The sequence below is a fragment of the Streptomyces rubiginosohelvolus genome (genome assembly GCF_014649875.1).
GTDB lineage: Bacteria > Actinomycetota > Actinomycetes > Streptomycetales > Streptomycetaceae > Streptomyces > Streptomyces rubiginosohelvolus.
Genome location: NZ_BMTW01000001.1, coordinates 153,953 through 175,067, shown reverse-complemented (window position 1 = coordinate 175,067; position 21,115 = coordinate 153,953). Strand labels below are relative to the sequence as shown.

19 protein-coding genes are annotated in these 21,115 nt (G+C 71.2%); 12 read left to right on the top strand and 7 right to left on the bottom strand.

The annotated features are described in order from the left end of the window. Positions 1–19 precede the first annotated feature (19 nt). Both IE134_RS00775 and IE134_RS00770 read right to left on the bottom strand, forming a co-directional pair. Positions 20–1,231, bottom strand: a complete 1,212-nt coding sequence (locus tag IE134_RS00775; protein WP_032783126.1) for a pyridoxal phosphate-dependent aminotransferase — start codon at positions 1,229–1,231, stop codon at positions 20–22. Between the two features lie 316 nt (positions 1,232–1,547). After that, a complete protein-coding gene (locus tag IE134_RS00770; protein WP_030711096.1) occupies positions 1,548–2,360 on the bottom strand; it encodes an arylamine N-acetyltransferase family protein in 813 nt (270 codons plus the stop codon). Positions 2,361–2,549: 189 nt separating this feature from the next. Here IE134_RS00770 and IE134_RS00765 point away from each other — a divergent pair, with 189 nt between their 5' ends. After that, positions 2,550–2,879, top strand: coding sequence for a hypothetical protein (locus tag IE134_RS00765; protein WP_030711098.1), 330 nt, complete (start codon positions 2,550–2,552; stop codon positions 2,877–2,879). A 76-nt stretch (positions 2,880–2,955) separates the two neighbouring features. Here the strand turns inward: IE134_RS00765 and IE134_RS00760 are convergent, their stop codons facing one another. Beyond that, the gene (locus IE134_RS00760) at positions 2,956–3,774 is read right to left on the bottom strand and encodes an NAD(P)-dependent oxidoreductase (RefSeq protein WP_032768318.1); all 819 of its coding nucleotides are present in this window, start codon (positions 3,772–3,774) and stop codon (positions 2,956–2,958) included. 101 nt (positions 3,775–3,875) lie between these two features. On the opposite strand from IE134_RS00760, the gene IE134_RS00755 reads away from it, so the two are divergent. Both IE134_RS00755 and IE134_RS00750 read left to right on the top strand, forming a co-directional pair. Next, positions 3,876–4,280: a winged helix-turn-helix transcriptional regulator gene (locus IE134_RS00755; protein ID WP_030711101.1), complete on the top strand. Its 405-nt coding sequence runs from the start codon at positions 3,876–3,878 to the stop codon at positions 4,278–4,280. Between the two features lie 113 nt (positions 4,281–4,393). Then, positions 4,394–5,260, top strand: a complete 867-nt coding sequence (locus IE134_RS00750) for a S1 family peptidase (protein WP_030711103.1) — start codon at positions 4,394–4,396, stop codon at positions 5,258–5,260. Positions 5,261–5,301: 41 nt separating this feature from the next. Here IE134_RS00750 and IE134_RS00745 read toward each other — a convergent pair whose 3' ends face one another. Further along, entirely contained in the window at positions 5,302–6,117 is an 816-nt protein-coding gene (locus IE134_RS00745) for a TetR/AcrR family transcriptional regulator C-terminal domain-containing protein (RefSeq protein ID WP_189429361.1), read from the bottom strand. Positions 6,118–6,207: 90 nt separating this feature from the next. Here IE134_RS00745 and IE134_RS00740 point away from each other — a divergent pair, with 90 nt between their 5' ends. After that, the gene (locus IE134_RS00740; RefSeq protein WP_030711107.1) at positions 6,208–7,056 is read left to right on the top strand and encodes a siderophore-interacting protein; all 849 of its coding nucleotides are present in this window, start codon (positions 6,208–6,210) and stop codon (positions 7,054–7,056) included. Positions 7,057–7,092: 36 nt separating this feature from the next. Here the strand turns inward: IE134_RS00740 and IE134_RS00735 are convergent, their stop codons facing one another. Both IE134_RS00735 and IE134_RS00730 read right to left on the bottom strand, forming a co-directional pair. Beyond that, the gene (locus IE134_RS00735; RefSeq protein ID WP_030711109.1) at positions 7,093–8,718 is read right to left on the bottom strand and encodes an N-acyl-D-amino-acid deacylase family protein; all 1,626 of its coding nucleotides are present in this window, start codon (positions 8,716–8,718) and stop codon (positions 7,093–7,095) included. A 50-nt stretch (positions 8,719–8,768) separates the two neighbouring features. Further along, positions 8,769–10,091 carry a type III PLP-dependent enzyme domain-containing protein gene (locus IE134_RS00730; RefSeq protein WP_098895330.1) on the bottom strand — a complete coding sequence of 441 codons (1,323 nt, stop codon included), beginning with the start codon at positions 10,089–10,091 and terminating at the stop codon, positions 8,769–8,771. 133 nt (positions 10,092–10,224) lie between these two features. Here IE134_RS00730 and IE134_RS00725 point away from each other — a divergent pair, with 133 nt between their 5' ends. From IE134_RS00725 to IE134_RS00705, 5 genes are all read left to right on the top strand, one after another. Next, complete coding sequence (locus tag IE134_RS00725) at positions 10,225–11,352, top strand: sugar kinase (RefSeq protein WP_098018224.1); 1,128 nt, start codon at positions 10,225–10,227, stop codon at positions 11,350–11,352. After that, entirely contained in the window at positions 11,349–12,107 is a 759-nt protein-coding gene (locus tag IE134_RS00720; RefSeq protein WP_098018221.1) for an IclR family transcriptional regulator, read from the top strand. The genes IE134_RS00725 and IE134_RS00720 overlap by 4 nt, the downstream gene beginning before the upstream one ends. Before the next feature lie 6 nt (positions 12,108–12,113). Further along, on the top strand, positions 12,114–12,524 hold the full coding sequence (locus IE134_RS00715; RefSeq protein ID WP_006127176.1) for a RidA family protein: 411 nt from the start codon (positions 12,114–12,116) through the stop codon (positions 12,522–12,524). 159 nt (positions 12,525–12,683) lie between these two features. Then, a complete protein-coding gene (locus IE134_RS00710) occupies positions 12,684–14,159 on the top strand; it encodes a GntP family permease (RefSeq protein ID WP_189429359.1) in 1,476 nt (491 codons plus the stop codon). Positions 14,160–14,296: 137 nt separating this feature from the next. Beyond that, entirely contained in the window at positions 14,297–15,607 is a 1,311-nt protein-coding gene (locus IE134_RS00705; protein WP_030711118.1) for an Nramp family divalent metal transporter, read from the top strand. An 89-nt stretch (positions 15,608–15,696) separates the two neighbouring features. Here IE134_RS00705 and IE134_RS00700 read toward each other — a convergent pair whose 3' ends face one another. After that, positions 15,697–17,421: a chitinase gene (locus IE134_RS00700; RefSeq protein ID WP_030711120.1), complete on the bottom strand. Its 1,725-nt coding sequence runs from the start codon at positions 17,419–17,421 to the stop codon at positions 15,697–15,699. Between the two features lie 575 nt (positions 17,422–17,996). Between IE134_RS00700 and IE134_RS00695 the strand changes: the two genes are divergently transcribed. The 3 genes from IE134_RS00695 (at position 17,997) to IE134_RS00685 (ending at position 21,113) form a co-directional block, all read left to right on the top strand. Next, positions 17,997–18,863 (top strand): hypothetical protein, encoded by an 867-nt coding sequence (locus IE134_RS00695; protein ID WP_030711127.1) that lies wholly within the window; start codon positions 17,997–17,999, stop codon positions 18,861–18,863. A gap of 221 nt (positions 18,864–19,084) precedes the next feature. Then, positions 19,085–19,792: a Flp pilus assembly protein CpaB gene (cpaB, locus tag IE134_RS00690; RefSeq protein WP_010058440.1), complete on the top strand. Its 708-nt coding sequence runs from the start codon at positions 19,085–19,087 to the stop codon at positions 19,790–19,792. 7 nt (positions 19,793–19,799) lie between these two features. Next, positions 19,800–21,113, top strand: coding sequence for a CpaE/TadZ family protein (locus IE134_RS00685; RefSeq protein ID WP_030711132.1), 1,314 nt, complete (start codon positions 19,800–19,802; stop codon positions 21,111–21,113). The last annotated feature ends 2 nt before the right edge of the window (positions 21,114–21,115 follow it).

Sequence of the window (21,115 nt, the reverse complement as noted above, 5' to 3'; positions counted from 1 at the left end):
CCCCGGCCCGCCGGCCCGGCTACGGCTGTCCGTAACCGTCCAGGAAGCTGCCGATCCGGGTCACCGCGTCGGTCAGGTCCTCGACCGTCGGCAGCGTGACGATCCGGAAGTGGTCGGGCTCGGGCCAGTTGAACCCGGTGCCCTGCACGACCATGATCTTCTCGGCCCGCAGCAGGTCCAGCACCATCTGCCGGTCGTCCTTGATCTTGTAGACCTTGGGGTCGAGCCGGGGGAAGAGGTACAGCGCCCCCTTCGGCTTCACGCAGGTCACCCCGGGGATCGAGGTCAGCAGGTCGTACGCCGTGTTCCGCTGCTCCAGGATCCGGCCGCCCGGCAGCACCAGGTCCTCGATCGACTGCCGCCCGCCGAGCGCGGTGGCCACCGCGTGCTGCGAGGGCATGTTGGCGCAGAGCCGCATGTTGGCGAGGATCGTCAGCCCCTCGATGTACGAGGTGGCGTGCGCCTTCGGGCCGCAGACGGCCATCCAGCCGGAGCGGTAGCCGGCCACCCGGTAGTTCTTGGAGAGCCCGTTGAAGGTCAGCACCATGAGGTCCGGGGCCAGGGCCGCCGTCGGGGTGTGGGTCGCGCCGTCGTACAGGATCCGGTCGTAGATCTCGTCGGAGCAGACGATCAGGTTGTGCCGGCGGGCGATCTCGGTGAGACCGCGCAGCATCTCGTCGTCGTACACCGCACCGGTCGGGTTGTTCGGGTTGATGATCACCAGGGCCTTGGTGCGGTCGGTGATCTTCCGCTCGATGTCCGCGAGGTCCGGCATCCAGTCGGCCTGCTCGTCGCACCGGTAGTGCACGGCCGTCCCGCCCGCCAGCGAGACCGACGCGGTCCACAGCGGATAGTCGGGAGCCGGTACGAGCACCTCGTCGCCGTCGTCCAGCAGCGCCTGCATCGACATCTGGATCAGCTCGGAGACGCCGTTGCCCAGGTAGATGTCCTCGACGTCGAGCTCGATGCCCTTGGTCTGGTAGTGCTGCATCACCGCGCGGCGCGCGGACAGCAGGCCCTTCGCGTCGCCGTAGCCGTGCGCGCCCGCGACGTTGCGCAGAATGTCTTCGAGGATCTCCGGCGGGCACTCGAACCCGAACGCGGCCGGGTTGCCCGTGTTCAGCTTGAGGATGCGCTGACCGGCCGCTTCCAGCCGCATCGCCTCCTCCAGCACGGGGCCCCGGATCTCGTAACAGACGTTGGCGAGCTTCGTCGACTGGATGACCTGCATGTCCGCGAGCTTACGGCGGCGTTTCGCGGGGTGCGCGGGGATTGCTCCCGGCGTACTCCCTCCGGGGGCCGCCCTCGGCCCGCCCCGTCTTCCAACGCCATGCCCGCCGCCGCCCCGGACCGTGGGATCTCCCGGTCGGGGCGGCGTCGCGGCTTGGAAAGGCGGCGTGGGCGGCCGGGGTGGGTGAGATGCGCCACGCGGGGGGCCGCCCCGCCGTCGGGCGGCGGTGCGGGCGGGGCCCGCCCGGGGCGCCGAGGGCCGTGCGGGCGGGACCGTTCAGCCTCCGGGGCGGGTGCGGCCCCGGCCACCGAGGCCGTCACTCCGGCAGCCTCGTGCCCTCCGGGAGCCGGATGCCGAAGTCGTCCGCCAGGACCCGCAGCGCCTCGTCGCCGTCCTTCAGCCGCCGCTCCTTCACCGTGCCGTCGTCGGCGGTCTCCACCAGGTCCAGCCCGGCCAGCGACAGGTGCGAGCCGATCCGGGTGCGCTGCGCGTACACCGCCTGCCGGAACGGCGAGCTCGGGTACGTCGCGACGTGCCAGTTCATCATCTCGTAGTCCGGCGCCTCGAACGGTTCCAGGGTGAACGTGTGCTGCGGCTCCCACGAGCCGCCCTTGTCCGCCTGCAGCTCCCACGTCGGCAGCGGGCCGTCGTGGGCGATGTGGACGAGCCGGTGGTGGCGCGGGGCGTCGAACAGCTCGGCGCCCTCGACCAGCTCGATCGGCTCCAGTAGAGCGCCGGTCGCCCCGAAGCCGACGTCCGCCAGATACGGGTGCGGCTCACCCTCCACGTCCACTTGCAGCAGCATGTGCGAACGCGGCCGGATGTCGCCCGGCGCCGCGCCCAGCATCACGCGGGCCGTCACCGGCGTCACGGAGAAGCCGATCTGCCGCAGGACGGCGGCGAAGAGCGTGCCGTGCTCGAAGCAGTACCCGCCGCGCTCGCTGCGTACGAGTTTCTCCTCCAGGTCGTCGAGCGCCAGGGACGGGGCGGAGCCGAGAACGGCGTCCAGGTTCTCGAACGGGATGCCGGACAAGTGGGCCCGGTGCAGGGACCGCAGCACCTCCAAGGTGGGGCGGGGCTCCCCGGTCCAGCCGATGCGGGCGAAGTAGGCGTCGAGGTCGAGTGTCATACCTCGAACGTACGCAGCCGGGGCGCGGGTATGCCTCCGGCTGCGGACCGAAGTGCGGGACCGGAGGGCCTCGGTCGCTGGACCGAGGCCGCCGACCGGGGCCGCTGATGTACGCGTTCACCCGGACCCGGCGGCTCAGATCATGCTCAACTCCGGTGAGAGCCGGGCCGGCCCGGGTAGCAGTGGATCATGAGCCTGTTCCGGAAGCCCCAGCCCCTCGCCGTCCTCGTCGTCCGCGACGCCCCCGATGTCGTCGCCGCCCTGCGGAGTGCGCTGGAGGCCGCCCCGGACGCCGAGCGCCCCGGACTGGAGCATGCTCTCGCGCTGGCCGAGGAATCCGCCGCCCGCCCGGACGCCGAGCTGCGCGGCCGGTGGGTGCGCCAGCGGCTCGACGCCGCCGGGCATCAGGGTCCGGCGGACTCCGTGGAGGCCATCAAGATCCTGCGGCAGGCCGAGCCCGGACTGACGCTGCTCCAGGCCGTGACGTACGCCAAGGAGGCCGCGGCGGCGGAAGCCTGACTTGGACGGGCGCGAGGCAGAAGGACGTGCCGGGGCGTCGCGTGCCCCGATCCGGCCCGGCACGCGACGCGGAGCGTCACACGCCGTTCATCGCGCCCGCCGACGCGAGGAGCAGGGCCGTGCCGACACCCTGCTCCTCGGCCGTGCGGAGCAGCGCCGCGTCCCCCGCCTCCGCCACGGCCGCGCTGGTCGGGTCGTCGGGCGCGGGCCCGCCCGCGTACGCCGCCGTCGCCGGGGCCATCGCCGTGAGCCAGTCCGCGACCAGGGTGCCGAACTGCTTCTGGTCGATCCCGGAGTCCGCCACCAGCGCGGCCGCGTGCCGGGCCCCGGCGAACATGGCGGTCATCGCGCTGAGCAGCGCCACGTCGTGGAGTGCGGCGAAACCGGGGTCGGCGCCGACGTACCGGGTGGCGACGGGCACGGCCAGCGTCGCGCGGTGGGCGTCGAAGACCTCGCGGGAGCCGCTGTAGAAGACGTATCCCCCGGTCTCCGGAACCCCGATCATCGGCGGCACGGCCATGATCCCGCCGTCCAGGAAGCGGGCCCCGCGCTCGTTCGCCCAGGCCGCGCGGGTCCGCGACTCGGCCGGGGTGGAGGTGGTGAGGTCGACCAGGTCCTTGCCGGTGAGGTCGGCCTCCGCCAGCGCCGCGCGGACCGACGCGTCGTCCAGCAGGCAGGTCACGACGAGCGGGCTCGCGGCGACCGCCTCGGCCGCCGTCGCGGCCACCCGCGCTCCGGCGGCCGCGAGTTCGGCGGTTCTGCCGGGGCTGCGGTTCCAGATGGTCAGGGGGTGCCCGGCGGCGAGCCAGGTGCGGGCGAGGGCGGCGCCCATCGAACCGAGGCCGAGCAGGGTGAGAGGGGCGGGCGAGGCGGAAGCAACGGTGTTGTCGGACATGCCGATTAGGCTGGTCGAAGGCTGCGAAGGCAACAAGTACGCACTATGGAGTGGGTGGTTACCTCGTGGATAGCGAGCAGGCGGAGAGGGGCGGACGGGCGGTGACACGGATCGTACGGAGGCCGGGGGCGTTCGTCTGCGGGATCGACGCGGCGATGGATGTGATCGGCGGCAAGTGGAAGGTGCTCATCCTGTGGGCGCTGAACGAGAAGACCTGCCGCTTCGGTGAGCTGCGGCGGGCCGTGCCCGGGGTGACCGAGAAGGTGCTCAGCTCCCATCTCAGGGAGCTGGAGGACGACGGCATCGTGCACCGCGAGGTGTACGCCGAGGTGCCGCCGCGTGTGGAGTATTCGCTCACCCCGCTGGGCCTCTCGCTGAACGCGGCGCTGGAGCCGCTGGGGGCGTGGGGACGCGACCACATCTACCGGGGGGCGGAGGAGTCCGGTGCGGAGGGGGCCGGCGCGGAGGCCGCTGCCGAGCCCGTGGCGGGGCTGGGGAAGCGGTAGCCGTAGCCGCGGCCGGAATTGACCCCTTGTGATGGCCTGACATCTGCGCAAACATGCGCATGTCAAAAGCCGGAAGATCTCCGGCCCTTGGCATCACTGGAGGTACCCCCCACATGAACAAGCCTCTCGTCGGTGCGTTTCTTGCTGCCCTGCTCCTGGGAGCCGGTGCCGCGCCCGTCGTCGCAGCCGAACCCGCACAGCAGGCCCAGGCGCAGGAGACCGCACCCAAGGCCGACCCCGAGGCGAAGGCCGTGACCTTCGCCGGGACCGTCGCCCTCAGCAACTGTTCGGGCTCCGTGGTCCGTTCGCCCGACTCCGCCCCCACCGACCCCGCCCTCGTGCTCTCCAACGGGCACTGCCTGGAGTCCGGCTTCCCGGGCCCCGGCGAGGTCGTCGTCGACCAGCCGTCCTCCCGGACGTTCACCCTGCTCAACGCCTCGGGCGACGGCGTCGGCACGCTGAAGGCGAGCAAGATCGCGTACGGCACGATGACCGACACCGATCTCTCGCTCTACGAAACGACCTCCACCTACCAGCAGATCGAGGACAGCTACGGCATCCAGGCGCTGGAGCTGGAGACCGCCCACCCGACGGCGGGCACCGCCATCACGGTCGCCTCCGGCTACTGGAAGCGCACCTACAGCTGCGACATCGACGGCTTCGTCCACCAGCTCAAGGAGGGCCGGTGGACCTGGAAGGACTCGGTCCGCTACACCCCCGAGTGCCAGACCATCGGCGGTACGTCCGGCTCGCCGGTGATCGACGACGCCACCGGCAAGGTGGTCGCCGTCAACAACACCGGCAACGAGAGCGGCCAGGAGTGCACGGACAACAACCCGTGCGAGGTCGACGAGAACGGCGAGGTCACCGTCCGCGAGGGCATCAACTACGCCCAGCAGACGTACAACATGGTCCCGTGCATCGGGGCCGGCAGCAAGATCGACCTCAACCGTGAGGGCTGCGGGCTCCCCAAGCCGTAGTCACTCCGTCGCACAAGCCCGTCGGCCGGACCCGGCCCCGGTCAGGTCCGGCCGACGCGCGCCGCCTCGATCCCGTCCAGCAGCACCCCGAGCCCCACCCGGAACGTCTCGCGCGCCTCCCGCTCCGGATACGGCACCGGCTCGGCGCCCTCGGTCCCTTCGCCCGGATACGGCTCCGCCGGCCCCTCCGCCTCCAGGCCGCTCACCGCCGGGAAGCGCTCCGCGAAGTCGGGAACCAGCTCCAGCAGGGCCGCCGAGCGCGCCGCCCACCACTCCTCGTCGGAGCTCCCGGTCGCCGCGGCGGCCAGCCTCGCGTCGGCCACCGCCTGCGCCGAGCCCCGGACGAACGGGAACAGGGTCCCCACCAGCCGCCGCAGCACCCCCGCTTCGAGCCCGGTCGCCCGCAGCAGGGTGACCAGCGTGTCCAGGCCCGCGTACTCGTGCGGACCCAGCACCGGCCGCGCCTGCGAGACCTGGAGCACCCAGGGGTGGCGGACGTAGAACTCCAGGACCTCCCCGGCCCAGGCGGTGAGCGCCGCCCGCCAGTCACCCGAGTCCGGTTCGTGGCCGGGGAGTTCGGCGTGGACGGCGTCGTACATCAGGTCCAGCAGCTCGCTCTTGCCGGGGACGTAGGTGTAGAGCGCCATCGCCGTGCGCCCGAGCCGGTCGCCGACCGCGCGCATCGACAGGGACCCCATCCCCTCCTCGTCCGCGAGCGCCACGGCCGCCGCCACGATCGCGTCCACGCTCAGCCGGGGCCTGGGCCCCGGGCCGCCGCGCGTCGGCGGCGGGGCGTCCGCGCGCCACAGGAGGGAGAGGGAACGGCGCGGGTCGCCCTGCCCGGCGAAGACCACCACTTGCGACTCCTTACGGCGTAAAGTAACGTCCGGCGGGTAATTCATTACGCCGTAAGGTATCAAGCTCCACGGGAGAGGGGTCGGGTCGCGATGGGTCAGGCGCTACCGGTCACGTACGTACGGGTCGTGGACGTCGAGCGGGTCACCCCCGGGACGGCGAGGATCGGCTTCACCGCCGACGAGCTGCCCGGGCTCCTGGAGGACCGCCCGGACCAGCAGATGAAGCTCTGCCTGCCGCGCGCCGGACAGGCCGTGCCCCGGCTGCCGGAGCGGGACGCCGACGACCCGTACGGCATGCGCTGGTACGAGGCGTACCTCGCGGTCCCGGAGGCGGAACGGCCCTGGATGCGCGGCTTCACCGTCCGCTCGTACGACCGCGAACGCAACGTGATGGCCGTGGACTTCGTGCTGCACGGCGAGGGCGGGCCCGCCGCGCGCTGGGGTGCGAGCGCCCGGGTGGGCGACGTCCTCGGCATGGTCGGCCCGTCCTCCCTCTACGCCCGCCCGCTGCCCGCCGCCCGGCGGATGCTCCTCGCCGGGGACGAGACCGCGCTCCCGGCCATCGCCACGGTGCTGGAGGCGTTGCCCGCCGGGACCTCGGCCGTGGTGTACGCCGAGGTCGCGGGCGCGGCGGAGGAACGGGAGCTGCCGCCCGCGGCCGGGGGCGCCGAGGTCCGCTGGGTGCACCGCGACCGGGGCGGCTCGCTGGTGGATGCCGTACGGGGCGCCGGAGCGGACCTCGACGGGGTGGACGCGGCCTGGGTGGCGGGCGAGGCGTCCGCCGTACGGGCGCTGCGCCGCCACCTGGTCGAGGACCGGGAACTGCCCAAGGCGGCCGTCGAGTTCAGCGGCTACTGGCGGCGCGCGCTCACCCAGGACGACGCCCCCACCGAGGAGGACCTCGCCTGGGCGGCCGAGCGCGCGGCGGACGCTTCGTAGCGCCTTCGCGCGGCGGCGGACGGCTCACCCCAGAGCTCAGGCGGCTGTCGCCCCGGCTCCCCTGACCGCCCTGCCCGCCAGCACCGACGTCCGCTTGCCGTCCTCGATGACGAACCGGCCGTCGATCAGGACGTGCGGGATGCCCACCGGCAGCGTGCGCGGCTCGTCGAAGGTGGAGCCCGCCGCCACCGTCTCCGGGTCGAACAGCACCAGGTCCGCGCGGTAGCCCTCGCGCACCAGGCCCCGGTCCGCGAGCCGCAGCCGGGCGGCCGGGCGCGAGGTCAGATGGGCGACGCACTCCTCCAGCGAGAGGATCCCCAACTCCCGTGCGTACCGCCCGAGATACTGCGGGAACGTGCCGTACGCCCGGGGGTGCGGCTTGTCGCCCTGGAGGATGCCGTCGCTGCCGCCGGTGTGCACCGGGTGGCGCATGATCTGCTGGACGTTCTCCTCGTGGCCCACATGCTGGAGGATCGTCGTCCCGAGCCGGTCCTCGGTGAGCAGCCGCCGCGCGGTCACCCAGGGCTCCTCGCCCCGGCGCCGGGCCGACTCCTCGACCGTACGGCCCACGTACTCACCCAGCTGCGGTGCGCTCACGCCGGAGATCTCGATGGTGTCCCACTCGATCGGCACCCCGTGGCACCCGTCCGAGCCCAGCACCTCCAGATGGTGCCGGATCTTCTCCGCGCTCACCGGGTCCGCGAGCCGGGTCAGGACCGACTCCGGTCCGCCCTCGCTCGCCCAACTCGGCAGCATGGCAACGAGCGTGGTGCAGCCGGGGGTGTACGGGTAGGTGTCGAGCGAGATGTCGGCCCCGGCGGTCAGCGCGCCGTCGAGGAGGGCCAGGAGGTCGGGCGCCTTGCCCTTGTTCACGCCGAAGTTCATGGTGGCGTGGGCGAGATGGAGGGCGCAGCCGGCGTTGTGCGTCAGCTGCACCATCTCCTCGTACGCTGCGAGCGCACCCGCTCCGTAACTGCGGTGGTGTGGGCAGTAGTAGCCGCCGTGCCGGGCCACCACCCGGCAGAGCTCGGTGAGTTCGGCGTCGTCCGCGTACATTCCGGGGGTGTAGGTCAGCCCGGACGACATGCCGACCGCGCCCTCGCGCATGCCCTGGTCCACCAGCTCCCGCATCCGGGCCAGTTCGGCGTCGGTGGCGGGCCGGTCGTCCCAGCCGACCGCGTACATCCGGACCGTGCCCTGCGGGATGAGGTAGGCGGCGTTGACCGCGATGCCCTGGCCGCCGAAGTTCCGGTCCAGGCGGTCCAGATAGCCGCCGACCGTGCGCCAGTCGAAGTCGATGTCGCTCCCGTCGCCGTTCCAGCCGGTGATGGAGCGGCGGACCTCGGCGAGCGTACGGTCGTCGACGGGCGCGTACGACATGCCGTCCTGGCCCAGCACTTCGAGGGTGACGCCCTGCGCCGCCTTCGCGCTGTGGTCCGGGTCGCGCAGCAGCGCCAGATCGCTGTGGGCGTGCATGTCGATGAAGCCGGGGGCGAGCGCGAGGCCGTCCGCGTCCACGGTCCGGGCGGCGGTGGGGCGGGGGCCGGGGGAGCCCTCGGGGTGGATCTCGGCTATGCGGCCGCCGTCGAGGGCCACATCGGCGCGGTAGGAGGGCTCGCCGGTGCCGTCGACGACGAGCGCGTCACGCAGGACCAGGTCCATGAGTGGCCTTTCGGGGCGGGAGGGCGGAAGGTCAGGGAAGGGGCGGCTGCTCAGAAGAACGTGCGGATGTAGTCCGTGACCGTGCCGTCCGCCTCGACCAGCGGGATCAGCTGCCACTTGTCGAAGCTGGTGCAGGGGTGCGAGAGGCCCATGCCGACCCAGTCACCCACCTCCAGCTCGGCCCCGCCCTCCGTCCGCACCCAGGTGTGCTGGTCGGAGAGGCCGGTGACCGTGACCCCGGTGGCGGGCCGCACCGAGCCGTCCCGGCCGGAGCGGACCACCTGCGCCTCGGGCAGGTCGAGGTCGTACGCCGCGTCCCGCTTGCCCGCGTTCAGGAACGCCTGCTCGCCGGTCGGGCGGGAGACGACCTGCGCCCAGAGCCGGAAGGCGGGCTCCAGGGCCCCCTCTTCGGGGACGCGGTTGAAGGGGGTCAGGTGCTTGTAGTGGCCGTCGTCGTGCGAGACGTACGCACCGGAGCGCAGCAACTTCAGCACGGGAAGGCCCAGTTCGGGGATCTCGGCGAAGACGTCCGCCACCGCGTCGAACCAGGCGCTGCCTCCCGCGCTGATCACGATCTCCTCGGCCCCGGCGAACCGCTTCTCGCCGTCGAAGGAGGCCGCCAGCGCGACGAGTCGCCGCAGCCACGCTCGTACCCGCTCGGGGTCCGCGTCCGGCACCTCGCCCTCGTATCCGGCGACGCCCACCAGGCGCAGCGACCCGGCCGCCGCCACCGCGTCGGCGACCGCGACGCAGTCGGCCTCGGTGCGGGCCCCGGTGCGCGCGCCCTCGCCCGCGCCCAGCTCGACGACCACGTCGACCGGGCGGGTGGCGCCGGCGGCGCTCAGGGCCTCGTCCATCAGCTCGACGCCGCGCACGGAGTCGGCGTAACAGACGAAGCGGAACGACGGGTCGGCCGTCATCTCGCCGGCCAGCCAGCGCAGGGCGACCGGGTCGACCAGTTCGTTGGCGAGGAAGATCCGGCCGATCCCGTACGCCCGGTAGACCCGCGCCTGGTGCGGTACGGCGGCCGTGATGCCCCACGCGCCGCGCTCCAGCTGGTCCACGAAGAGCTGCGGCGACATGGACGTCTTGCCGTGCGGGGCGAACGCGAGGCCGTGGCGCTCGGCGTACGTCTCCAGGAGGTCGAGGTTGTGGGCCACCGACTCGGCGGAGAGTGCGAGGACGGGGGTGGTGAACCCGCCGGTGAAGAGGTTGCGGCGCTCGGCGGCCAGCGCCCCGACGGTCAGGCCCTCCGCGTCCGGCGGCAGAGCTTTGAACCGGTGGTCGACGCGCTCGTCGGCGAGGGAGGCCGTGAGGGATGCCGCGGAGGGTGCGGAGGGCGCGGTGCGGTCGGTGGGGCTTTCGGCTGCCAAGGGGAGCTCCTCGAAGTTCGTTGCAACATATGCAACACCCATTGCGTATATCGCTCAACGCTGTCTAACATCCGAGCCGATGCCCGGTCAATGGTGACCACCGGCCCGCACGCCGATCAGCGAGGAGCCCTCAGTGTCCGGACCCGCAGCAGGGACGGCCGTCGCCGCCACGACCACCGATGTCGTCTGTCTCGGTGAGTCCATGGTGACGTTCCTGCCCTCGCAGCCCGGTCGCCTCGCCGACGTGCCCTCCTTCGGGCGCGGGATCGGCGGGGCCGAGTCCAACGTGGCCTGCGCGCTCGCCGCCGCCGGGCACCGGGCGGCCTGGGTCGGCCGGGTCGGCGCGGACGGGTTCGGCGACCACCTCGTCGAGACGATCGCGTCGTACGGGGTCGACACGTCGGCGGTCCGCCGCGATCCTTTCCGCCCGACCGGCATCTACTTCCGTACGGCCACGGACCGGGGGACCGACACGCACGAGGTCGCGTACTACCGGGCCGGGTCGGCCGCCTCGGCGATGTCGCCGGCGAACGTGCCGTACGAGGAGTTGTTCGCCGGCCGCATCCTGCATCTGTCGGGGATCACGGCGGCGCTGTCGGACGACTGCCTGGCGCTGCTGCGGGAGCTGACGGCCGCGCGGCCGGGGCGCCCGTTGGTGTCGTTCGACGTGAACCACCGGCCGCATCTGTGGCGGGGCGGGGATGCTTCCGTGCTGCTGGAACTGGCGCGGCGGGCCGATCTGGTGTTCGTCGGGGAGGACGAGGCGGAGGAGGCGTGGGGGATCGTCGGCGCGGAGGCGATCCGGGCGGCGGTTCCGGAGCCGTCCGTGCTCGTGGTCAAGCGGGGGAGCGCGGGCGCGACGGTGTTCGCCTCGGGGCTCCGCCCCGGACCCCGCTCCTCAAACGCCGGAGGGGCTGAATGCGGAGGGGCTGAAGATGCCGCCGACGCGACAGGTCCTGACACCGTCACCCACGTCCCCGCCCTCCTCGTCGACGTCGTCGCCGCCGTCGGGGCCGGAGACGCCTTCGCCGCCGGGTTCCTCTCCGCCACCCTGCGCGGGCTGCCCGTCCGCGACCGGGTCCGGCACGGGCACCTGATGGCCGCCGCCGTCCTCACCGTCCCCGGTGACCTCACCGAGCCGCCCGCCCGCGACCACGCCGACCGGCTCGTCGCCCTCGGCGACGACGCCTGGGGGACACTTCGTCTCGGCCCCGGCTGGACCGCAGCCGACCGGGCCTCCGAGGAGGTACGCACACCATGAGCCAGACCGTCGACCGGGCGTTGAGCATCCTGCCGCTGCTCGCCCAGGGACCCGCCGACCTCGGGCAGGTCGCCGAGCGGCTCGGCGTCCACAAGTCCACGGCGCTGCGGCTGCTGCGTACGCTCCACGAGCACGGCCTCGTCTACCGCCAGGAGGACCAGCGCTACCGCCTCGGCGCCCGGCTGTTCGCCCTCGCGCAGGAGGCCGTCGAGAACCTCGACGTACGCGAGATCGCCCACCCCCACCTGGTCGCCCTGAACGACCGGTGCGGGCACACCGTCCACCTCGCCGTGTACGAGGAGCAGGAAGTCCTCTACATCGACAAGGTCGAGAGCCGCTACCCGGTCCGGATGTACTCCCGGATCGGGAAGCCCGTCGCGATCACCGTCGCGGCCGTCGCCAAGCTCCTGCTGGCCGACCTCACCGAGCCCGAGCGGCGCACGATCGCCGAGAAGCTCGACTACCCCATGTACACGTCCCGTTCGACGCCCGACGCGGCCGCCTTCCTCAAGGAGCTGGCCGTCGTCCGCGAACAGGGCTGGGCCACCGACCTCGGTGGCCACGAGGAGTCCATCAACTGCATCGGCGCCCCCATCCGCGGCGCGGACGGGCGGGTCCTCGCGGCCATGTCGGTGTCCGCACCCAATGTGGTCGTCACGGCCGAGGAACTCCTCACCCTGCTCCCGCTGGTCCGGCGCACCGCCGAGACCATCAGCCGGGAGTACTCCGGCACCAACCGACCCAAGAAAGTCTGATCAGCCATGACCGAGAAGACCGCCCTCACCCCCTCCACCCACACCACGCCGCCCGCGAAGTTCTCGCACGGCGTGAAGAAGGGGAACATCCTCCAGGTCGCCGGCCAGGTCGGCTTCCTCCCCGCCGTCGAGGGCCAGGCCCCGACCCCGGCCGGCCCCACCCTGCGCGAGCAGACCCTCCAGACCTTCGCCAACGTCAAGGCGATCCTGGAGGAGGGCGGCGCGAGCTGGGACGACGTGATGATGATGCGCGTCTACCTCACCGACGTGGACCACTTCGCGGAGATGAACGAGATCTACAACGCGTACTTCGCCGAGCAGAACCTCAAGGAGGCCCCCTCCGCGCGGACGACCGTCTACGTGGGGCTGCCCAAGGGCCTGCTCATCGAGATCGACGCGCTCGCGGTGCTGAGCTGACGGTTCCCGTATCCCCCAGGACCGTCCGGCTCTCTCCCCTCTGAATCCTTTGCTCCACACGCAGAACCACTCCCGCAGTACGCCGTACGGCACGGCGCCCCGCTCCCCGGGGGCGCCGTGCCGCGCTCCCCCCTGCCCTCCAGCACCATCGGAGTCCCCATGCTGCTCGCCGCAACCCCCGCGCCGGCCGAGGCCCCACCGCACACCGGTGGACTGCTCCTCCTGATCGACGGGACCGCCGGTCTGCTGACCGTCGCCGCCCTCGGGATCACCCTCCTGCTCTTCCTGATCATCAAGGTCAGGCTCCAGCCGTTCGTCGCCCTGCTCGCGGTCTCCATAGCCGTCGGCCTCGGCGCCGGGCTCTCGGTCACCGAACTCTTCGGCACCGTGCAGAAATCCGCCGCCGTCTCGGTCATCGAATCCGGCATGGGCGGCATCCTCGGCCATGTCGCGATCATCATCGGACTCGGCACCATGCTCGGCGCGATCCTCGAAGTCTCCGGCGGGGCCGAGGTGTTGAGCGCCCGGCTGCTGAACCTCTTCGGTGAGAAGCGCGCCCCGCTCGCGATGGGGATGACCGGCCTCGTCTTCGGCATCCCGGTCTTCTTCGACGTCGGCATCTTCGTCCTCGCACCGATCGTGTACGCGGCCGCCAAGCGCTCCGGAAAATCGATCCTGCTCTACGCCATGCCACTGCTGGCGGGCCTGTCGATGACCCACGCGTTCCTGCCGCCGCACCCCGGCCCGGTGGCCGCCGCCGGACTCTTCAACGTGTCGCTGGGCTGGGTCATCCTGATGGGTGTCGTCGTCGGCATCCCGTCCGTCATCGCCGCCTGGGGCTACTCCGCCTGGATAGGCAAGCGGGTCTTCGTCGACGTACCGCAGGACATGGTGGAGGCCGCCGAGGAGGCCAAGGCCGCCGTCGCCGCCGAGCAGCGCGCCGCGGGCGTCACCCCGCACGAGAAGCCGGTCCCGCTCCTCACGGTCCTCGCGATCATCGGCACCCCGCTGGTCCTGATCCTCGCCGCGACGTTCTCCTCGATCGCCCTGGACCCGTCCACGCCGCGCTCGGTGATCGAGTTCTTCGGCAACCCGTTCGTCGCCCTGACGATCGCCCTGTTCCTCGCGTACTACCTGCTGGGCATCCGGCGCGGCTGGTCCCGCAAGTCCCTGGAGTCCGTCTCCACGTCCTCGCTCAAGCCCGTCGGCAACATCCTGCTGGTGGTCGGCGCGGGCGGCATCTTCGGCGCGGTCCTCAAGGGCAGCGGTATCGCGGACGCGCTCGCCGACACCTTCAACGACGTCGGCCTGCCCGTCATCCTGCTCGCCTGGCTGATCTCGGTCGTCCTGCGCGTCGCCCAGGGCTCCGCCACCGTCGCGATCGTCACCACGGCCGGGATCGTGGTCCCGCTCGTCGAGGGCCAGGACCTCTCCCAGGCCCACCTCGCGCTGATCATCATGGCGATCTCGGCGGGCTCGATCTTCGCCTCGCACGTGAACGACGGCGGCTTCTGGATGGTGTCGAAGTACTTCGGCATCAGCGAGCGCGACACCCTGAAGTCCTGGACGGTCCTGGAGACGGTGCTCTCGGTCGCGGGCTTCGTGGTCGCGGCGCTGCTGAGCCTGGTCATCTAGGTCCTTTCGTTACGAGAGGCCCTGGCTGCCTGGTCATCCAGCGAACCGGCACACACCGGGACGTCCCGCGCCCCTGTCCCACCCGATCCCCGCACACCCCCTTGTGCCGCCGCGCCGATTGCGCTTCCTTGATCGGCATGGCGGAGACAAGCGCAACCACAGAGACAGGGGAGCCGGCCTCCCGACCACGTAAGTCCAGCTGGAAGTACATCGGCCCCGGCATCGTCGTCGCGGCGACGGGGGTCGGGGCCGGCGACCTGGTCGCGACCCTGATCGCGGGCAGCAAGTTCGGCTACACCCTGATGTGGGCGGCGGTGATCGGCTGCGTCGTCAAGATCTCGCTCGCCGAGGCCGCCGGCCGCTGGCACCTGGCGACCGGCCGCACGCTCTTCGACGGCTGGCGCAGCCTGGGCCCCTGGACCACGGTCTACTTCGCGATCTACGTCGTGGTCTGGGGCTTCATCTACGGGGCGACGGCCATGTCCTCCAGCGCCCTGCCCATCGTGGCGCTGTTCCCCGACGGTCCTGGGCTGAAGTTCTGGGCGATCGTGACCGGGCTGATCGGTCTCGTCTTCGTCTGGTTCAACCGGTACGCCGTCTTCGAGAAGGTCATGACGGTCCTGATCGGCATCATGTTCGTGGTGGTCATGTATGTGGCCATCCGGGTCGTCCCGGACGTCGGGGCCTCGTTCGCCGGACTGCTGCCCGTGCTCCCGGACGGCTCGCTCCTCTACACCCTCGGGCTGATCGGTGGCGTCGGCGGCACGATCACCATGGCCGCCTACGGATACTGGGTCAACGCCAAGGGCTGGAGCAACTCCTCCTGGATGAAGGTGATGCGGCTCGACAACCGGGTCGCCTACATCACCACCGGGCTCTTCGTCGTCGCGATGCTCGTCGTCGGCGCCGAGCTGCTGCACGCCTCGCAGATCGCCCTCACCTCCGGCGACCGCGGGCTGATCGACCTGGGCAAGGTGCTGGAGGACCGCTTCGGCGCGGGCACCGCCAAGCTCTTCCTCATCGGCTTCTTCGCCACGTCGTTCTCGTCGCTGATCGGCGTCTGGCACGGGGTGAGCCTGATGTTCGCCGACTTCGTGGAGCGGTTCCGGGCCCCGGCGGCTGGTGCGGCGAAGACCGAGGAGCACGAGGGGGCGGACGTCGCCGAGCGCCGGCAGCGGTCGCTGCCCTTCCGCGCGTACCTCCTCTGGCTGACCTTCCCGCCGATGACGCTGCTCTGGCTGGACGAGCCCTTCGGCCTGGTCATCGCGTACGGGGTGCTCGGCGCGTTCTTCATGCCGTTCCTCGCCCTGACCCTGCTCTGGCTGCTCAACTCCTCCCGTACGCCACGGGAATGGCGTAACGGATGGGTCAGCAACGGGATGCTCGCCCTCTCCGGGCTGCTGTTCATCGTGCTGTGCGTCCAGCAGGTGCGCGATCTGCCCTGGTGACGGGCGCGTGCCCACGTAACGCCGCAGCGCCGCCGGGGGAGCGGCGGCGCTGCAGGTTCTGAGGATGCGTCGGTGTTACGGGATACGGGTTACGGCAGGCTGCGGACGTGCGGGCCGACCGCCTTCGACCAGGCGAACCCGGCCGTCGCGTCCCAGTTCGTCGACCAGGTCATCGCGCCGCGCAGCGACGGGTAGGTCTTCGACGGCTTGAACGAACCGCAGTTGGTGCCCTTGGTCAGGCAGTCCAGCGCCGCGTTGACGATGGACGGGCTGACGTAGCCGCTGCCCGCGCCGCGGGTGGAGGCGGGGACGCCGATGCCGACCTGGGACGGGTCGAGGCCGCCCTCCAGCTGGATGCAGGCGAGCGCGGTGAGGAAGTCCACCGAACCCTGCGAGTAGACCTTGCCGTCACAGCCGAGCATCGAACCGCTGTTGTAGTACTGCATGTTGACGACGGTCAGGATGTCCTTGATGTTGAGCGCCGTCTTGAAGTACTCGCCCGACGTCGACTGCATGTCGATCGTCTGCGGAGCCATCGTGATGACCAGTCCGCTGCCCGCCTTCGCCGACAGCTGGCGCAGCGCCTTCGTCATGTAGGTGGCGTTGAGACCGTTCTCCAGGTCGATGTCGACCCCGTTGAAGCCGTAGTCCTGCATCAGTGCGTACACCGAGTTGGCGAACGCGGTGGCGGAGGCGTCGTTGTCGACCCGGACCGTGCCCAGCTCGCCGCCGATCGAGATGATGACGTTCTTGCCCTGGGCCTGCTTGGTCTTGATGTCCGCCCGGAACTGGGCGTCGGTGTAGCCGTTCAGCCCGGCCGTGTCCAGGTTGAACGTGACCTGGCCCGGCGTCGGCGTGGCGTCCGCGAAGGAGACCGCGATGATGTCGTAGTCGGCCGGCACGTCGGTGAGCTTCTGGACGGCCGCGCCGTTGTTGAAGTTCTGCCAGTAGCCGGTGACCGCGTGCTTGGGCACGGAGGTGCCGGGGCCCGTGCCCTCCTTCGCCGTACGGGCGCTGATGGCCGCCGACTTGACCGACTCGCCGGCCGCGTTGGTGGCGCTCACCGAGAACTGGTAGGCGGTGTCCGCGGTCAGGCCCGTGACGGTCGCCGAGGTCCCGGTGGAGGTGGTCGCCTGCACGCCGTTCCGGTAGACCTTGTAGCCCGTGGCGCCGGAGACGGCGTTCCAGGACAGGGCGACGGAGGACGTGGTGGTGGCGCCCGCCGTGAGGCCGGCCGGGGCCGCCGGGATGACCGGTCCGGGCTCCTCGCCGCCCCCGCCGTCGGGCCCGGTCACCTCGATGTCGTCGGCGAAGTAGGCGGCCTGTCCGTACCAGCCGTGGGTGTAGACGGTCACCGATGTGGTGTTCGCGCCGGTCTTGAAGCTGGTGGACAGCTTGGTCCAGGAGGAGGAGCCCGGCGTCCAGGTGGAGACGTCCGTGGTTCCCGTGCCGCTCACACCGAGGTAGGCGTAACCGCCCTGCACCCAGGAGCTGAGCGCGTACGTCGAGTTGGGCTTCACCTTGACCGACTGCGAACACTTGGCATTGTCCTGGCCGGCCGGGGTGGCCTTCAGCGCGGACGTACCGCTGCGCACGGGGGAGGAGACGGCGGCGCCACTGCCCCCGGAACAGGTCCAGTTGGCGAGGCCCGACTCGAAGCCCGCGTTCTTGGCGTTGTTGATGTCGGCGGCCTGGGCGGTGCTGACGAGCCCGGTGACGGTCAGGGCGGCGGCCGTGGCGACGGCGAGGGTGCCACCGAGCAGGGGCCGGGAGCGGCGGCGTCTTCTGCGACTGCGGCCTGCTGAGCGTTCCACTGGTGCCTCCGGGGGGAGTTGGGGGGTGCCGGGGATGGGCGGTGCGGTGCAGTGCGCATAAACTGGTCCAGACCAATCAAGTTGTCAAGACCTCTGGCAGCGAAAGGCCGTCCGCCGAGGCGGGCGCGAGGGGGAGCGGTCACCCCCGTACGGGGGTGCCGGGCGGCGGATTCCCGGTACGGGGGCGACGCCGCGAGCGCTCTCCGCCCCCCGCACGAGTGATCTTGCGGAAGATCTCCGGACGGTCACGGAAACGCCCTTACGAAAAGGGAGTCCGTCGCCCCGAAAACCAGGATGACGTGCGCGAATGAATACATGATCGAAAAGCGGACGCGGGATTCGGTGACGCTCCGCAGTGGCAGCCGAGTTGAGCGAAATCGATTTCATCCCGTTTAGCACCCGGCTCCCGTTGGAACGGTGTTCGCATGGTGTCGTACAGGTCTCCGATAACTGTTCTCTGCCTGGTGAGACGTGGCTAAAGTGCTGGGGCAGGAGCACGGAGCAGGAGCGATTGCGGTCGGCGTCCCCACGTCGACCGGAGCCGAAACGGGGAGAGCGTGCCGACCGCGATAGCAGTGACGAGCGCAGACCTGGTGCTGCCGCCGACCGACCAGCAGACACCGACCGCCGCTCTGCTCCAGGCCCCCGAGGCCCAGGTGCTGGAGCTGGCGATCGGCGACATGCACCTGCTGCTGGAACAGCACGGGTATGTGATCGCCCTCTACCCCTCGGGCATCCGGCCCGAGCACGAACGCCGCCTCCACTCCATCCGCTCGGTGCTGGAGAGCGACCGGATCGCCCTGGTCAAGGTGGACCTCCCGCCCCTCGGGGTCGCCGTACTGGTGCGCCAGCTCCGGCAGTTGTCCATCTGCGACTTCAGTCCCGGGGTGGTCGCCTCCGCCGCCCGGCTGCTGTCGCACTACATCTACGCGGGCGCCCTCCTCAACTCCGTCGCCCGGCTCGACCGGGTCCCGGTCAGCCTCAAGAGCCACGCCAAGTCCTGGGTCCCCGGATCCCAGTTCGCCGTGCTCGCGGGCCCCGAGCCGCAGCTGGTGAAAGTGGGTCCCGCCGCCGAACCGCTCGCGGGTCCGGATTTCGGGACGCATCTTCTGGTGGCCAAAGGGAATCTGCAGTCGGAGTGGGTACAGGAGACCCTTGCGCCCGCCTGGAAGGTCCAGGCCATTCACGACACCTCGGTCCCGGCCGACTCACCCCGCTGGTGGGGGACGGGAAAGCTGGTGGAGTTCGCCGCCCATCTCCCGGACCTCTCCGTGCTCTACCAGCTGGTCTCCTCCGTACGCCGGGAAAAGTGTCACTGGTGCGCCATGGAACTCATCGGCGACCGCTGTGCATTCTGTTCCGCGCCTCTTCCGGTTTCGGAGAACCGCGCGCTGCCCGCCGGTGTCCCACACCATGGGGCCGACGAATCACCGGGCCCCTGACGCGACCGCTCCCCGCCACCCGTCCCCGCCCAGCGCCTCCACCCCGCCGCCTCCTCCCGGCCGCGGTGGACGTAGCCGTAGATGTAAGCGCGTAACCGCTCCACCGCACGTCACCGATCCACCGCACGTACCCGATCCACCGCACGTGCCCGTTCCGCAGCACCGCTCACTCTGTCCGCTGTCCGCTCCACGCATCCGATTCGAACGAGGTTGTCCGGACCATGAACTCCCGCCAGCGCCGCGGCGTGATACTCCTGCTCCTGTCGGTCCTGTGCGCCTTCGCGGCCTTCGCCGGCGTGCTCTCGGTGATCAGCGACGTCAACTCGAAGGTCGGGCCCGAGGTGACGGCGTACCAGCTGAAGACCAACGTGGCGCCGTACACCGCCCTGAACAGCGGCCAGTTCGAGAAGATCAAGATGCCCAAACGGTGGCTCTCGGAGAACGCCGTGACCGACCTGCGGGAAGTCGAGTCGAAGATCGCGGTGACCGAACTCCGCCAAGGCTCGCTGCTCCAGTCGGACATGATGGTCCGCAAGCCCGAACTCCGTGCCGGTGAGCAGGAGATCGCCATCATGATCGACGCCTCGACCGGTGTCGCGGGCAAGATCACACCGGGCGCCACGGTCAACATCTACGCCACCTTCGCCGGCGAACAGCAGGGCGACCCGGCCCAGTCCAAGGTCATCGTCGCCAACGCCAAGGTGCTGGACGTCGGCGAGCTCACCGCCCTGGACCCGAGCGCGGACGACCGGGGCACCCGGGCCACCGAGGCCGTGCCGATCACCTTCGCCCTGAACACGCTGGACACCCAGCGCGTCGCCTACGCCGAGTCGTTCGCCGAGCATGTGCGCCTGGCGCTCGTCGCCCCCGGCAGCGACGGCACCATCCGCCCGGGGGACCGCACCTACACGCTCGACAAGGACAAGTGAGGATGGGATGACCACCAGAATCCTCCCGGCCGTCGGCGACATCGACGCGGCCCGCTCCGTCACCACCCTGCTCAGCCAGCTGCCCGACGCCGAACCGGCGACCCCGGTCGGCGACTCCACGCAGCTCATCGACACCCTGGCCCGCCTCGCGGGTGAGGCGCTCGACGAACTGCCCGAGGTGGTGCTGGTCCACGAGCGGATCGGCCCGGTGCCGGCCCTGGAGCTGATCCGGGAGGTGTCGCTGCGGTTCCCGTCCGTCGGCGTCGTCCTGATCACCGCGGACGCCAGCCCGAACCTCTTCGCCAACGCGATGGACTCCGGCGCCCGCGGCCTGGTCACCCTCCCGCTGAGCTACGAGGAACTCGCCAACCGCGTCCAGGCGGCCGCCCAGTGGTCCGCCGGGGTGCGCCGCCACCTCACCTCCGGCAACGACGTCTTCACCGGCCCCGGCGGCACGGTGGTCACGGTCACCGGCGCCAAGGGCGGCGTCGGCGCGACCGTCACCGCCATCCAACTCGCCCTGGCCGCCCAGGCGTCCGGCAACACGGTGGCGCTGGTGGACATGGACCTCCAGACCGGGGACATCGCCTCGTTCCTCGACGTCCAGTTCCGCCGCTCGCTGGTCGACCTCGCCCTGATCACCGACATATCGCCCCGGGTGCTGTCCGACGCGGTGTTCTCCCACTCCACCGGCCTCGCCCTGCTCCTCGCCCCCGGCGAGGGCGAACGCGGCGAGGAGGTCAGCGACCGGTCGGCCCGCCAGATCGTCAGCGCCCTGCGCACCCGCTACGAGATCGTCGTCATCGACTGCGGCGGCCAGATGAACGGGGCCAACGCCGCCGCCGTCGAGATGGCGGACGTGGCCCTTCTGGTCACCACCCCCGACGTGGTCGCGGTGCGCGGCGCGAAACGCGTCGTACGGATGTGGGAACGGCTCCAGATCCGCAAGGCCGAGGAGACGATCACCCTCGTCAACCGCTTCACCCGCAACACCGAGATCCAGCCGCCGCTGATCCAGAAGATCACCGGCACCCGGGTCGCCTCGGCGGCGGTCCCCGCGAACTTCAAGGAGCTCCAGGCGTCCATCGACTCCGGACGCCTGCACGAACTGGACGCCAAGAGCACGGTCAAACAGGCGCTCTGGGGCCTGGCCGGAGAGCTGGGCATCGTGAAGGAGAGCGCGACAGGCAAGAAGAGCGGCGGTGCCCTGGTCAAACGGAACAGCGGCGCCTTCAAGAACGACCGGGGCTCGATCGGACGCCCGCGCCGCCGGCGCGACGGCTCCGGCCACCGACCCGGGGACTCCGAGGGGACACGTTGAGC